General features: G+C 61.1%; 12 protein-coding genes. 1 reads left to right on the plus strand and 11 read right to left on the minus strand.

The window, feature by feature from the left end:
• The first annotated feature begins 492 nt into the window (after positions 1 to 492).
• Entirely contained in the window at positions 493 to 2067 is a 1575-nt protein-coding gene (gene pckA / locus IRZ31_RS00865; protein ID WP_363325619.1) for a phosphoenolpyruvate carboxykinase (ATP), read from the plus strand.
• Positions 2068 to 2191: 124 nt separating this feature from the next.
• Here the strand turns inward: pckA and murD are convergent, their stop codons facing one another.
• From murD to IRZ31_RS00920, 11 genes are all read right to left on the minus strand, one after another.
• Positions 2192 to 3589 carry a UDP-N-acetylmuramoyl-L-alanine--D-glutamate ligase gene (murD, locus tag IRZ31_RS00870; protein WP_297148528.1) on the minus strand — a complete coding sequence of 466 codons (1398 nt, stop codon included), beginning with the start codon at positions 3587 to 3589 and terminating at the stop codon, positions 2192 to 2194.
• Positions 3590 to 3770: 181 nt separating this feature from the next.
• Positions 3771 to 5144, minus strand: coding sequence for a universal stress protein (locus IRZ31_RS00875; protein ID WP_297148530.1), 1374 nt, complete (start codon positions 5142 to 5144; stop codon positions 3771 to 3773).
• Between the two features lie 72 nt (positions 5145 to 5216).
• Positions 5217 to 5843 (minus strand): potassium-transporting ATPase subunit KdpC, encoded by a 627-nt coding sequence (gene kdpC / locus IRZ31_RS00880; RefSeq protein ID WP_297148532.1) that lies wholly within the window; start codon positions 5841 to 5843, stop codon positions 5217 to 5219.
• A gap of 27 nt (positions 5844 to 5870) precedes the next feature.
• Positions 5871 to 8084: a potassium-transporting ATPase subunit KdpB gene (gene kdpB / locus IRZ31_RS00885; RefSeq protein ID WP_297148534.1), complete on the minus strand. Its 2214-nt coding sequence runs from the start codon at positions 8082 to 8084 to the stop codon at positions 5871 to 5873.
• A 3-nt stretch (positions 8085 to 8087) separates the two neighbouring features.
• The gene (gene kdpA / locus IRZ31_RS00890; protein ID WP_297148537.1) at positions 8088 to 9824 is read right to left on the minus strand and encodes a potassium-transporting ATPase subunit KdpA; all 1737 of its coding nucleotides are present in this window, start codon (positions 9822 to 9824) and stop codon (positions 8088 to 8090) included.
• Between the two features lie 35 nt (positions 9825 to 9859).
• Complete coding sequence (gene kdpF, locus IRZ31_RS00895; RefSeq protein ID WP_112427233.1) at positions 9860 to 9955, minus strand: K(+)-transporting ATPase subunit F; 96 nt, start codon at positions 9953 to 9955, stop codon at positions 9860 to 9862.
• A 128-nt stretch (positions 9956 to 10083) separates the two neighbouring features.
• A complete protein-coding gene (locus tag IRZ31_RS00900; protein WP_297148540.1) occupies positions 10084 to 10539 on the minus strand; it encodes a hypothetical protein in 456 nt (151 codons plus the stop codon).
• A 92-nt stretch (positions 10540 to 10631) separates the two neighbouring features.
• Positions 10632 to 11132, minus strand: coding sequence for a hypothetical protein (locus IRZ31_RS00905; RefSeq protein WP_297148543.1), 501 nt, complete (start codon positions 11130 to 11132; stop codon positions 10632 to 10634).
• Positions 11133 to 11315: 183 nt separating this feature from the next.
• The gene (locus IRZ31_RS00910) at positions 11316 to 12050 is read right to left on the minus strand and encodes a response regulator transcription factor (protein ID WP_297148545.1); all 735 of its coding nucleotides are present in this window, start codon (positions 12048 to 12050) and stop codon (positions 11316 to 11318) included.
• A 475-nt stretch (positions 12051 to 12525) separates the two neighbouring features.
• The gene (locus IRZ31_RS00915) at positions 12526 to 13608 is read right to left on the minus strand and encodes a cobalamin-independent methionine synthase II family protein (RefSeq protein ID WP_297148547.1); all 1083 of its coding nucleotides are present in this window, start codon (positions 13606 to 13608) and stop codon (positions 12526 to 12528) included.
• A gap of 442 nt (positions 13609 to 14050) precedes the next feature.
• On the minus strand, positions 14051 to 15064 hold the full coding sequence (locus IRZ31_RS00920) for a catechol 2,3-dioxygenase (protein ID WP_297148549.1): 1014 nt from the start codon (positions 15062 to 15064) through the stop codon (positions 14051 to 14053).
• Positions 15065 to 15070 lie beyond the last annotated feature (6 nt).

The raw sequence follows: 15070 nt of genomic DNA on the forward strand, positions 1-15070 counted from the left end.
CTGCGAGGCAGGAGATGCTGTTGAAGTCTGCCGGCTCCGTCCCAGCGCGCAGAAGGGCTGGTGAGTGCCAACAACCTATACAAGTTTTTTTGCCAATGGATAAGCAACCGTTAGGTCAAAAACGCCGGCGCAGCTCGCTGCAGCCCGGTCCATGCTGTTGTCTGGCGTCTGGAGAAGCCGGGCGAACAGTGCCAGATCCACGGCTCAATGGGTTGCTTTGTCCCGGTCAAGTTTGATAAACTAACGACCGGTAGGGGCATCAACGTTGCTGTGCGGACGCTCAAAGACGGATACGCACACGCGCGTATGCCGAGCGCCGGGCTTGCCTGAGCGCCTTGCTTCTCTTTATTCATTGTGCTTGTTGGGCATATTTATCGGGCTATGCCACTGATTTTTCTTAGTCTCCGCTCAGGAGCCTGTGCGGGTAGGCATGCGGCGGGAGGACAAAGCCGTTGCCAACGTGCCCTAAAAGGAGAACACTCTATGACAATGATGATGAGCCGGAAGGCCCTGGAAGAATATGGGCTGATGAACCTGGGCAAGATCCACTGGAATCTTGCCCCGGCCATCCTGGTTGAGCATGCTCTGGCACGCGGGGAGGGAGTGCTGGCCTCAAACGGCGCGCTTGCTACCAAGACCGCCCCACATACGGGGCGCTCTCCCAAGGATAAATACATTGTCTCGAATGAGGAGTCGGCGTCACGCATCTGGTGGGGTGAGAATAATCACCCGATGGCGCCGGAGCATTTCGAAATGGTGCGTCGCAGCCTGGCCGCCTATCTGCAGGGGCGCGACGTCTATGTGCTGGATGCCGCTGCCGGGGCTGATCCGGCTTACCGCATACCGCTGCAGGTCATTACGGAACTGGCCTGGCATAATTTGTTCGCGCGTCAGCTCTTCCTGCGTGTGAAGGATGAGGATCTGGCCAGCGAGCGCCCGGGCTTCACGATTCTCTGCGTGCCCAATTTCCATACTGACCCTCGGACCCACGGCACGCGCTCAGAGACGGCCATCATTATCGACTTTGAGGAACGCCTGATCTTGATCGCTGGGACCCACTACGCCGGCGAAATGAAAAAAGCGGTCTTCACGGTCCTCAATTTTATGCTGCCGTCCCAGGGAGTTCTGCCGATGCACTGCTCGGCCAATGTGGGGGAGAAAGGCGATGTCGCGCTCTTTTTCGGCCTCTCGGGTACCGGTAAGACGAGCCTATCGGCTGATCCAACACGTCGCCTGATTGGCGACGATGAACATGGTTGGGGCGATACGGGGATCTTTAACTTCGAGGGCGGCTGCTATGCGAAGTGTATCAATCTCTCACGCGAGCATGAGCCGCAGATCTGGAACGCCATGCGTTTCGGTGCCATCTATGAGAATGTCGTCCTCGATGAGAAGACGCGCGAGCCGCGCTATGAGGATGCCTCGATTACCGAGAATACACGCGCGGCCTACCCGGTCGATTTTATCGACAACGTAGTCCTGGAGGGTCGTGCCGGTCATCCCCAGGCGATCATCTTCCTCTCGGCGGATTCCTTCGGGGTACTGCCTCCGATCTCACGGCTGACGACAGAGCAGGCGATGTACTATTTCCTCTCCGGCTACACCAGTAAGCTGGCGGGGACGGAGTCAGGAGTGACGACGCCGCAGGCGACATTCAGCCCGTGCTTTGGGGCGCCTTTCCTGCCGTTGCGTCCCGGAGAATACGCCAATCTACTGCGTGAACGCATTGTTGCCCACAAGGTGCGCTGCTACCTGGTTAATACGGGCTGGACCGGTGGTCCCTATGGGGTGGGGCGACGCATCAACATCAACTATACGCGGGCGATGGTGCGAGCGGCGATCAGCGGCGAGCTGGAGGGTGTGGAGACGGTCACAGACCCCGTCTTCGGGCTGCATGTGCCCGTGGCCTGCCCCGGCGTGCCCGCGGAGCTGCTCAATCCTCGCGCTACCTGGCCTGATCCTGAAGCCTACGATCGCCAGGCAGTGGAGCTGGCGGCGCGCTTCAAGGAGAATTTCAAGCAGTTTACGCTGCCAGGTGAGGAAGTACGCTCCGCCGGGCCGCGCTGAGCCGCTCTCTGCGGCCTGGTCGGGTCGGCCAGGCAGAGACTGGAGGGCTGCACTTCGCTCTCGCGGGTGCAGCTCTCTTTTGCATTGGCGGTCTTAGTCCGTATTGGAGGCTGAGCTTCCCCTGCTAGTGATCGTGCTCTGGCTCCTGCTGCTGTCCTTTGCGCTCCTGCAAAGCGCGCACATAGGCGATGAAGCGCCGCCCTCGCTCGAATTCGTTCTGGAACATGCCAAAGCTGGTGAAGCCAGGCGAGAACAGCACGACGTCGCCTGGCTGGGCCAAAGCCACAGCGGCATCGAGGGCCTCCTCAAAGCGGTCGAAGATCCCCCGGACCGGGTCAGGGCGTCCCTGCCTGGCAGCTTCAGCGCGCAGGGCGGGCAGCAGCTCCTCCGTGCCGCTGCCCTGGAGCAGGAGCACAGCGCGGCAGCGAGCCACAATCTGGGCTGGCCAGTCTTCCAGCGGCAGGTGTTTGCTGTTGCCACCGGCGATCAGGATCAGTGGCTCATTGAAGGCCAGCAGGGCCATGCGCCCGGCGATCGGCGTGGTGCTGGTTGTATCGTTGATATAGCGCACGCCATCGATGGTGGCCACCTCCTGCAGGCGGTGTTCGACGCCGCGGAACTGGCGCACGGTGCTGGCGATGATCTCGTCGGGAATCTCTAGCAGGCGGGCGACAGTAGTGGCCAGGAGCACGTTTTCCAGATTGTGACGGCCAGGCAGAGGAGTGTCGCGGAAGGTAAAAGGCTGCAGCGCGTTGGAGCCACGGGGAAAGCTGCCACCGCGTTCAAGGCTGGCGAACCAGGTGCGGCCCGGGGCCTCCTCGCCGAAGCGGCGTGTCCAGGGATTATCGTAGTTGAAGACGGCCAGGTCTTCGGGCCGCTGATGGCGGAAAATATTGGCTTTGGCTGCGCCGTATTCTTCCATGCTGGCGTAGGTGTCGAGGTGATCGGGGTAGAGATTGGTCATGACGGCCACAGCAGGGCTGATGTGGTGTTGCTCGAAGCCCTCCAGTTGCCAGCTTGACATCTCCAGGACCACCAGGGTTTCGGGCGTGACCTGGGGCAGCAGCGAGAGCGTTTCAACGCCAGCAACGTTGCCGCCAATGACCACAGGCTTGCCGGCGGCGCGCAGGATCTCGTAGATGAGCGTGGTGGTAGTGGTCTTGCCACGTGTGCCAGTGACGCCGATAGTGCGTCCCGGACAGGCAAGCATAAAGAGCGCCAGCTCCATCTCGATCTGAGCGCCGTGAGCGCGGGCGATCTGCAGGTAGGGTGAATTGCGTGGAATGCCCGGGTTGCGGATAACGATTTCGGCCCAGCGAAAGTCTTCTTCACGGTGTGCGCCGAGGATGAACTCAATGGGAAGGCCCGCCAGCGCGCGAATGCTGGGGGCCAGCACGTCCGCCGGCTTCTTATCGGTCACGCGCACAATGGCGCCCTGCTCAGCAGCATAGCGGGCTGCAGCGATGCCTGAGCCCTGCAAGCCCAGCCCCATGACCAAAACACGTTTCCCGCGTAGCTCCATCCGTCAACAGCTCCTCTTCTCCGCTCCCCCAAAGAGGGAAGTCTCATCAGCAGTATACAGGAGGTTGTATAGCAGCCTGGGAGCGAAGCTGTCAAGCCCCTGCCCGGGAGCGGAAACGCGGCTGCCTGCCGGCCTGGTCGTCAACCATGTGAACCGCGCGTCTGCCAGCCAGGCCAGGCGCCTATGTGCCGGATGAAGCGCTGTCCTCCGCCTCTGCTTGGCTAGCGGGACGACGCGGCACAAGGTGGATATCGATGTCGCTGCTCAGGCGGAGCAGGCGATTGACCAATGAGCCGCGCAGCAGCTCCTCCCAGCGGCGGCGTGTTGGGAGGCCCAGGACGATCAGGGTGACGCGGCGCTCGCGGGCGATGGTAGCGAGCGCCTGGGCGATGTCGTGGCTGCGCACATGGAGCACCTCGGCCCCCAGGTCCTCAGCGAGCAAGGCATGTTCTTCAAGACGGCGCCGCGCAACCTCTTCCTCAGCGCGCAAGCGACGGCCATATTTGAGCAGGCGCACCAGGCGTGCCGTCATGGCGGAGAAGCCGGTTGGCTCAACAGAGACAGCGATCAGCTGAGCCTGGAGGCTGTGCGCCAGGCGCCAGGCATCGCGGATCACCTGGCGGCTGTGAGGACGGTGATCAAAGCCGACAAGGACGCGCTCGCAGGCCGGCCAGAGCTTGTTGATCCTATGCGAAGCCATGTATTGCTGCAGCTGAGCCTCGGTCTTCTCTGCGGTGCGCCGGAGCGCCAGTTCGCGCAGAGCCGTCAGGTTCCCCTCGCGGAAGAAGTTGCTGAGGGCAGCATCGATGCGTTCGCGGGGGTAGATGTTGCCGTGCTTCATGCGCTGGCGCAGGGCATGGGGCGAGATATCGATCAGCTCAACCTCGTCGGCCTGATCGAGAATCCAGTCAGGCAGCGTCTCGCGCACCTGCACGCCTGTAATGTTGGCCACAATATCGTTGAGGCTTTCCAGGTGCTGGATGTTGAGGGTGGTCACCACATCGATGCCGGCCTCCAGCAGCTCCAGCACGTCCTGATAGCGCTTTTCGTGCCTGGAGCCGGGGACATTGGTATGGGCCAGCTCATCGACCAGCACCACCTGGGGACGTCGCGCCAGGATGGCCTGCAGATCCATCTCTTCAAGGGTCAGGCCGCGGTAGGCGATCTTCTTGCGAGGGATGACCTCCAGATCGCCGATCTGCTCGGCGGTACGTGGGCGCCCGTGGGTCTCGACGTAGCCGATGACCACATCAGTTCCGCGACTCTTGCGCCGGTGGCCCTCGTTGAGCATCGCATAGGTTTTGCCCGCTCCCGGGGCGGCGGCCAGGTAGATGCGCAGGCGCCCGCGGCGGCCCGAAGAAGGCCGTGGGGGGTGCGCCGCCGTTGCCGGGGTTGGGCCTGTTGCTGGTCTGTGGTCGCTGCCAGCCGTAGCGGCCCCCTGTTGGGGTTGCTGCTGCCCGGCCAGATCCTCATCGCGCAGGCCGTAGCGCTGCAGCAGTTCCTCGGGAGAGGGGCGCCTATCGCTGGAATCACGGCTTGCTCTCTGCTCGCTCATCGTTGGCAGGCTCCTCCCTGCTGTGCTGTGGGCTTCTCCAGCTGATCCATCCCCTCTGTCACTCGGCCAGCCTTAGTGTTTGAGGGCATCGAGCGCCAGGTTCAGATCGAGTACATTGACATGAGGCTCGCCGAAGATGCCCAGAAAGCGCCCCTGAACATGACTCAGTACAAGCTGGCGCACTGTCTCCTGACTTAGCCCGCGCGCCTTGGCCACACGCGGCACCTGGTAGAGCGCGGCAGCTATCGAAATGTCGGGGTCCAGGCCAGAGCCGGAGGCCGTCACCAGATCGGCGGGCACCGGCCCCGGTGGAGCATCTGGATTCTCACGTTTCAGCTCAGCAATACGCTGCTGCACTGTCTGCACCAGGACCTTGTTGGTGGGCCCGAGATTGGAGGCGCCGGAATTCTCTGCATTGTAGGGCTGGAGGTGGCTGCCGTCGTCGCTCAGCGTGGCCGAGGGCCGTCCGTGGAAGTACTTGGGCGAGGTCCAATACTGCCCGATCAGCTCTGAACCGACCAGCCGGCCATCGGCATAGCGCAGGCTGCCGTTGGCCTGGTAGGGAAAGAGCAGCTGCGCCAGAGCGGTGACCACCCCTGGATAGAGTAGCCCCAGCAGAATAGTCAGGAGCAGCGTTAGCATCAGCGCCGGGCGGAGATACTCACGCAAGAGAGACTTCAATGATAGATGCAGATGCATGGTGCTTATCCCCTTGAACAAGACGGTTTAGAGCGTTAAGTGCAACAGCGAAAGCAGCAGATCGATGAGCTTAATGCCCACGAAGGGGGCCACGATGCCGCCCAGGCCGTAGATCAGCAGGTTGCGCCGCAGCAGTGGCCCGGCACCGATCGGGCGGTATTTCACCCCGCGCAGGGCCAACGGGATCAGCGCGATAATGATCAGAGCGTTAAAGATGACCGCCGAGAGCACCGCGCTGTGTGGGGTAGCCAGGCCCATAATATTGAGGGCATTCAGCTGCGGATAGGTGGCCGAGAAGGCCGCCGGGATAATGGCGAAGTACTTCGCCACATCGTTGGCGATGCTGAAGGTTGTCAGCGCACCGCGCGTGATCAGCAGCTGCTTGCCGATCTCCACGATCTCGATCAGCTTCGTCGGATTCGAGTCCAGATCGATCATATTGGCGGCCTCTTTGGCGGCCTGAGTCCCGCTATTCATGGCGACGCCGACATCGGCCTGCGCCAGCGCGGGGGCATCGTTGGTCCCGTCGCCGGTCATAGCGACCATGCGTCCGCCGGCCTGCTGCTCGCGGATCAGCTTCAGCTTGGTCTCCGGCGTAGCCTGAGCCAGGAAGTCATCGACGCCGGCCTCGCGAGCGATCGCAGCCGCAGTCAGGGGGTTGTCGCCTGTGATCATAATTGTACGAATGCCCATGCGGCGCAGCTGCTCGAAGCGCTCACGCATGCCGCCCTTGACAATGTCCTTCAGCTCGATCACGCCCAGTACGCGGGCCTGTTCCTGGTGATCCTGGCCGGTGTGCCAGGTCTCAGCGACCACCAGAGGCGTGCTTCCGGCGCGGGCGATCTCATCGACTGTGCGCTGCAGCAGCTCACCATGTGTATCATCGCCTCCGTGTTCACGCGCATAGGCTATAATCGCCTCAGCAGCCCCTTTGCGAATGGTGCGCACAGGAGGAGTCGCCTCCTCTTCGTCCTTGATGCTGGCAGCCTGCCCGTCGGCATCAGCCAGCACGTCAAGGCCGCTCATGCGCGTCATAGCTGAGAAAGGCACGAAGCGACTGGCCTGCTTCTGGAGACTGGTCTCCTCGCCGATTCCGAAACGCTCGCGGGCCAGCGCCACAATCGAGCGACCCTCGGGCGTCTCGTCGGCCAGACTGGCCAGCAGAGCTGCTCGGGCCAGAGCCTGCTCGTCGATGCCGGGCAGGGGGAGAAAGCGTGTTGCCTGGCGATTGCCCAGGGTAATAGTTCCCGTCTTATCGAGCAGCAACACATCGACATCGCCGGCGGCCTCTACAGCGCGTCCGCTCATGGCCAGCACATTGCGCTGTACCAGGCGATCCATGCCCGCGATACCGATGGCGGAGAGCAGGCCGCCGATTGTCGTCGGGATTAAACAAACCAGCAGGGCGATGAGGGTTGCAATCGAGACCGGGCTTCCCGAGTAAATGGCGAATGGCTCCAGCGAGACCACGACCAGCAGAAAGATGATGGTCAGGCTGGCCAGCAGAATATTGAGGGCGATCTCATTCGGGGTCTTCTGGCGCTGCGCTCCCTCGACCAGGGCGATCATGCGATCGAGAAAGGTTTCGCCGGGATTGGCGCCGATGCGCACGATAATCCAATCTGAGAGCACGCGTGTCCCGCCGGTCACAGCGCTACGGTCGCCGCCGCTCTCGCGGATGACCGGGGCCGACTCGCCAGTGATGGCCGATTCGTCGACCGCCGCCACCCCCTCGATCACCTCGCCATCGCCAGGAATGACATCGCCAGCCTCTACCAGCACATAATCGCCTTTGCGCAGGGCGGGTGCGGGCACCTCCTCCCAGGGAGCCGAGCGCTCGGGACGGCGCAGGCGCTTGGCCATTGTGGTCGTACGCGCGCGGCGCAGTGTCTCAGCCTGAGCCTTGCCGCGTCCCTCAGCCATTGCCTCTGCGAAGTTGGCGAAGAGCACCGTAAACCAGAGCCAGAGACTGACGGCCAGCACAAAGAGCGTCTCGTTATGTAAACGCTCAGCAGGGAAGGTCGGCCCGGGGGCGGTCAGTAGCAGGCGCACGAACTCGATAGTCGTGATCACGCTACCGACCTCCACCACGAACATCACCGGATTCTTGATCTGCCAGCGTGGATCAAGCTTACGGAATGCATCCAGTAAGGCATGGCGCACGATCTGCGGATTGAAAGACGAGACGGCTCCTTTGCGCCGTGTCTTCCACGGTCGCACTTCCAGTGTGTGGCTACTCATTCTTTAAAAGGTCCTTCCTGCCAGCATCAGCAAGTGTTCAACAATTGGCCCGAGGGCGTAAGCCGGGAAGTAGGTCAAAGCTCCCACGATCAGGATAACTCCCACCAGAAGCGAGACGAAGAGCGGCCCTGTCGTCGGGAAGGTGCCTGGTCCGGCGGGGACCACGCGCTTACTGACGAGCGAGCCGCCAAAGGCCAGGATGGGGGTCAGGAAGGCGAAGCGCCCGATCAGCATGGCAAAGGCCCCGGTCCAGTTGTAGAAAGGCGTATTGCCAGCCAGGCCGGCGAAGGCTGAACCGTTGTTGCCGTTTGAGGAGGTATACAGATAGAGAATCTCCGAAAGGCCGTGCGGGCCGGTGTTTGTCGTCAACGCAGCCAGGCCCTGGGGCAAGACGCTGGCCACGGCGGCAAAGCCCAGGATCGTGGCCGGGCTAATCAGCAGTGCCAGAGCGGCCATCATGACCTCTTTACGCTCGATCTTCTTCCCGAGGTACTCTGGCGTGCGCCCCACCATCAGCCCGGCGATAAAGACCGTCAGGATGGCGAACATCAGCATGCCGTAGAGGCCCGAACCGACACCGCCGAAGATCACCTCACCCAGGGCTATATTGGCCAGAGGTACCAGACCGCCAAGCGGTGTATAGCTATCGAGGAAGCTATTGACAGCCCCACAGGAAGTAGCGGTTGTCGTCACCGTAAAGAGCACAGAGTCAGTGATGCCGAAGCGCACCTCCTTCCCCTCCATGTTGCCGCCGGGCTGCAGGGCGGAAGCCTGCTGGTTGACCCCAAGATGCGCGAGTAAAGGATTCCCGCCTTGCTCGGCGGGCAGGGCCACAGCCAGGCCGAGGACAAAGAGGATGGCAGCGGCGGCCCACAAAGCCCAGCCCTGACGGGTATTGCCGACCATGCGTCCGAACATGTAGAACATGCCGGCACCGATGCTGATGATCGCCAGCATCTCGATCAGATTCGTCAGGGCGGTCGGGTTCTCATAGGGGTGGGCTGAGTTGGCGTTGAAGAAGCCGCCGCCATTGGTCCCCAGCTCTTTGATGATCTCTTGGGAGGCCACTGGTCCCTGAGCGATGACCTGCAGCCCTCCGTCGAGGGTATGGACGACCGTGTAAGAATTGAAATTCTGAACCACGCCCTGTGAAACCAGCATCAGGGCCCCGACCAGGCAGATGGGCAGCAGGATATAGAGCGTGGCGCGCGTCAGGTCAACCCAGAAATTGCCAAGGTGCTCGGCGCTGCGGCGCGCCAGACCGCGCACTAAAGCCACGGCCAGGGCCATACCGGTGGCCGCCGAGATAAAGTTATGATAAGCCAGACCGGCCATCTGGGTCAGGTAGCTCATGGTCTGCTCACCAGCGTAGTTCTGCCAGTTCGTGTTCGTCGTAAAGCTGGCGGCTGTATTAAACGCCAGCTGTGGCTCAACTGGCCCCAGATGCTGCGGATTGAGCGGCAGCCATTGCTGTGTCCGCTCCAGCCCGTAGAGCAAGAGCATGCCAGCCAGATTAAAAACCAGCATGGCGATCACGTAGCCGGTCCAGCGTTGTTCCCGTGCGGGATCAATACCGCAAGCGCGGTAGAGGAAGCGCTCTAGCGGAGCGAAGACCGGCGACAGCCAGGTGCGCTCGCCGTTGAAAACTCTGGTCATATAGAGACCGAGCGGCTTCGTCAGCGCTAAAACTAGCGCTAAGAAGAGCACGATCTGTACAAGGCTATTGAACGTAATGAACATTGCGAAAGGCCATCCTCTATAGATGAGTGAGAGGTTTAGAAGCGTTCTGGCTTCAGCAGTGCGATGAACAGGTAGATGAGCAGCAGCAGCGCGCTCAAACCAGTCAGCAAGTACTCTAGTGGTGTATTCATCGAAGTGCTCCTCTGTACGTCAACATGGCCTGCTCACAAGCGCTCGCAGGCCAGCGTGAAACCGACGAAGATCAAGAATGTGAGCAAGGTCACCAGCACAATCAGCGTATCAAGCATAGAGCCACTCCTCAGAAGCTGGCCTCTCTGTATCCGGTAGAGCGGAGAGAGAGATGAGCAACCTGCTCCCCCCGCTGGTGTGCGCAAGCTCTGGCAACCAGCCGCAGCACAGCGCCAAGCGGACAGAGACGAGGCAGACAAGCAAGCGGACGCAGCTCAGATCTGTGCCACATCTGAAGCGGATTAGCAGACAACAGGATGACTGGGAGACAGGGATCACCCTGCTCCGTAGCCCGCGGCGCGAGTAAGCCACGCGCGTGGGCCTGGCGCAGCAGACCCCAGCCAGTGTCGTCGCTCAGCGCCAGATCGACGATTAGCAGGGCGGCTCTTCTCCCTGTAAGCTGAGCCAGGGCAGCCGCTGCAGTCTCGCAAAGCGTTGTCTCGTAGCCCTGGGCTTGCAGTGCCCGCTGCAGCAGAGAGCCGAGGAATGCATCACTTGTCGCAATCAAGATATGTTCCGTTGCCATTGCTTAATATATACCTCTGCTCTATTGAGCATAACAAAACCAACGAACCGTGATTGATAGCTCTCTAGCGTCTCTGGCCTTAGTGAGGCTATCTAACGAGCGCTGCCAATGCGAGCCAGTCGTCCAAGGCTGTGGACTCTCAGCCAGGCGCAGAGCCGTTGTATAAGTGAGAGACCCTCAGACTGCTCTGGCAGGTAAAAAAGCATCAGGGGCACCAGGCGCTCACGCACGAGCCGCTGGACCTGTGATGCGGGCAGCAGAGCATCGCCGTGCGGACGACGGATGACGAGAACTCGATCGCAGGCAAACTCGTGAGCAAAGCTCACAATGCTTTGCCCGACATCGTTGGTCAATAGCTCATAGGCTTCGCCTTTGACCCTGTAGCGCTGGCGCTTCCAGCGCACCACTTCCAGGAAATCCTGTGACTGCTGCCAGTGCTCGGCGCGCAGCTTACAGGGCGAGCGTGTCGTTGCTCCTGGCAGCAGAGAGAGCGCGATCAAGCTTGCTCCCTCCAGAGCGGCGAGACGCATAATGGCATCGATCGCCTCTACATCGACCTCCCAGCTAAAGGGGAGTAACCAGCGTCGGCTCATCTTGATTTGTCCCTTCTTGCGGCTTCGCCATCGCATCGCCGCCGATAGCGAAGCCTTGGCACTTCTCTGCTTCGGCTTGCTCTCAGCTAGAGTGTAGATCAGGATCGCTCAGGATGCGTTCCAAGTTTGCCCCACTTTGCTCAAGCTTTTCTCCAGAGGGCGGAGCAAGGACTCAAGACAAACTCAAGACTCCGAAGGGTCAGGTTCACGAGCGGCCTCGACCTCATCGCTGAAGCGGTAGCCCACACCGGGAATGGTCAAGATTAAGCGTGGATTGCCGGGTCGAGGCTCGATCTTCTGCCGGAGCTGTGCCACATAGACGTGGAGGCTATGCATGCGATCATGTGAGGCTGCCCCCCAGAGCATTTGCAGCAACATCTGGCGTGTCAGCAGCTTACCGCGATGGGTTACGAAGATTCTCAGCAGCTCATACTCGGTCGGGGTCAGGGCCACATCGTGTCCACTGAGCAACACCCGGCGATTTCCCAGGTCGACCACCAGTGGCCCGATGCGCACCTGCTCCTCCGCGGAGTGTCCATTTTGTCGCTCCAGCCGGCGCAGGGCTACGCGGATACGGGCCAGCACCTCGGCGATCCCGAACGGCTTGGACACGTAGTCGTCGGCTCCCAAATCCAGGGCTTCTACCTTATCGTGCTCACTATTTTTCACCGAGAGCACAATGATTGGCGTCGACGAGACAGCCCGGATACGGCGACAGACCTCCAGGCCGCTTACATCAGGCAGCAGCAAATCGAGCAGCACGAGATCGGGATGAGCGCGGCTGAACAGCGTCAGCGCCTCCTCGCCGCTGCCGGTACACTGGACCCGGTAGCCGTGAGCAATCAGACTGCGCTCCAGAGCGCCGGCCAGTTCCGGCTCATCCTCGACCACCAGGATGGTGGCCCCAAAGCTTGCCATAGTATGACACCTCCCGCAGCCAGGCAGCAGAACCAGACCATCTGCGTCTCCGCTGCTACTGGACCGTTTGTCCTTAACTACCCTCAGCAAGGGCCAGTATAGCCTGAGAACAGTCAAAAAACGGGCAGAGGTTCGGGGTCTGGTTCTCAGGATTTCCTCAAAAAATGACCCTGTTCTGCCTCGATGCCTCAGCCCCTGGAAAGCAAGCTGCCAGCTATGTCGAGCCGAAAGAAGGGGAGGCCTTGCGCAATCAATAAGGATGAGGTTGGAGAAAAGAAGAGAGTGGGAGCCGGGCAGGACCGCTGCCTGCCCTCACAGCCGTGCGAGGCGGGCCATCGAGGGCGGGCGGCGGCGATGGGTCAGGAGCAGACGCAGGGAGTGTGGCCCGTGGCCGTCCTGGCCCATCGTCGCCTGGCCGAGAGAGAAAGAGGAAGGGAAAAGCCAGACGTCAGCGGCCTGTGTCTGCGTAGGAGACTTAGCCCCAGACCTCGCGCGCCACACTCGCCACCAATTCCAGCTTGCGGCGCTGGTCTTCGAGCGACAGGCGATTCCCTTCGATGGTAGAAGCGAATCCACACTGCGGGCTAAGCGCCAGCCGCTCCAAAGGAATATAGCGCGTCGCCTCCTCAATACGCCGGCGCAGCTCATCGCGGCTCTCCAGCTGCGGCTTCTTCGTCGTCACCAGGCCCAAGACCACAAAGCGGTCCTCTGGCATATAGCGCAGTGGCTCGAAGCCGCCCGAGCGCTCATCGTCATACTCCAGCAGGAAGCGCTGGAAATGCGTCTTCTGGAAGATGCGAGCGATTGGCCCATAATCGCCGCTGGCATAAAACTTGCTTTGATTATTGCCGCGGCAGATATGGATACCGAAGGTAATTCCCGGATGGCCATCGATAATGGCATTATCCAGCTCGATGCAGCGATCGATGAGCTTCTCGGGATCGTTGCCGCGCTGGCGATAGCCCTCGCGGATCTGGGGGTCGAGCAGGGCAGCGTACTGAGGGGCATCGATCTGGATATAGGTGCAGCCCAGGCGGATCAACTCCTCGACTTCGCGGCGAGAGATATCAACGATATCGGCGAGGTAGGCATCGAGCGTAGGGTAAGCACCCTTCGACTTCTCGGGGTCGTAGTAGGCTGCGGCCTGCTGGGCGCTAATCATGGTCACCTTACCAGCGTGCTTCTTGCGCGCACGCAGATAGACCCATTCTTCGCTGCACATGTTGCGTCGCCAGCGCAAGCGATCTACCACCACTGGGCGGCGCATTACCAGCTCCTCGCCGCTTTCATCACGGAAAGGAATAGCCCAGCCGCCATACTTATCAAAGCCGTCGAGAGCCTCGATGAGATGGCCGAAGAAAGCATAACGTCGCTGCTCTCCATCGGTAATCACCTCGATGCCGGCCTCCTCCTGCAGCGCGATCGCCTCATCAACGGCCCGGTCCTCGATCGCCTTAAATTCGGCGGCGCTGATCGCTCCCTCCTCTAACTGCTGGCGCGCTTGATGGAGATAAGGGGGACGGAGCAAACTGCCGATTACTTCGCTATGGTAGACCATTGCGCTTCTCCTTCTTCATGCACTTCTCGTCTTCTGGCTCACTGACTGACCACTCTCCCTCTGGTCCGCGGTCGTAAGCGGGGAAGGGTTTTACCGGCTGTCTCGGCCAGCCCCCGGCCAGGCAGCGGCTCTATCTCACCCGCCGCTCGCAGATGGACTGGCGACCGACGATGTGCCGTTCGGGCCTAATCAGCGAACGCGAAAAGCGAACAGCCAGCAACATCTCAGTCTAAACTGAGTGGGCGGCAGGCGAAAAGCCACCGCCTCAGATCCTGTCGTGGGAGGCCCGATCAAGAAACGGAGCGGCCTGGAGCGCACGGAAAGCCAAACCACTGTTTGGCCCGATAGCCACATGTAGCAACCAGTGGAGATCAGCGACATGGTTACTGGCCAGGCCGGTCACAGCAGATCAAGAGCGAGAGCGATCCGCTCTTGTCCCCTCTCAGAGGGGATCGAAGACAGGAGCTGGGGTCTGTCCACCCTGACCGGCCTGCACTGTCTCGATGACCGGCGTTCCGTAGGTCTTAAAGCTCTCTGGCAAGGCGCCGCCCCAATAGACGCCGCGCCCGCGCTGCTCGCGGCGCCAGACAATCGGCTCCCAATCGGGAGCAAAAGCAAGGTAGCCGCCGGAGTAGACTTCGACCCGATTGCCGCCTGGCTCGTACAGGTAGAGGAAGAACGCCTGTGAGACGTTATGGCGCGCTGGTCCCGCCTCAATAAAGATATCATGTTCTGACAGAATATCGGCGGCGCGTAGCACCTCCTCGCGGCTATCCAGCCAGTAAGCGATGTGATGCAGGCGTCCATGCGCGCCGCTGAAATCGCGCATATAGGCGATATCGTGAGTGAGCGGCGTCACACTGAGCCAGGCCCCTTCCTCAACACCGTTCTCCTCCGGTTGCAGTAGCTCGCGCAGACGGAATCCGAGCTGTTCCTGCAGGAAGAGGCGATTGGGTGTGATATCGTGGCACATCAGGTTCACATGATCGATGCGCTTCACCCCCACGCCGTGGCCGGTAAACTTCTGAGGCTGATTGTAGAGGCGGGAGCGTAGCTCTGCCGAGGCCAAATATTTTTTAGCCTCGTAATACAATTCCATGATATGCCCATCGGGATCAGTAAAGCGGTAGGCGCGCCCGTGGCCGACATCGCCATCGATCCAGCCCTGGCCGTAGCCCTGAGAAGACAGCGCCTGAACGCGGCGTTCCAGCGCCTGGGGGCTGACGGTGCGCCATCCGACATGACCGAGGCCGGCGTGCGGCGCCTCGGTCAGCTTGAGAGTACAGTGTTCGTAATCGCCGTAAGCGCGGAGGTAGACCGACTGGCCCTGGCGGTCGGTCACCGTCATCCCGAGTATCTCTGTGAAGAACCAGAGGCTCTCGGCAGGTCGAGGGGTAAGCAGCTCAACATGGCCCAAGTGGGCAACATCCCTGATTGGCTCCTGAAAATCCGTCATGGGGCC

Origin of the sequence: Thermogemmatispora sp. (assembly GCF_019683635.1) — a bacterium.
In the GTDB taxonomy this organism is placed as follows: Bacteria; Chloroflexota; Ktedonobacteria; order Ktedonobacterales; family Ktedonobacteraceae; genus Thermogemmatispora.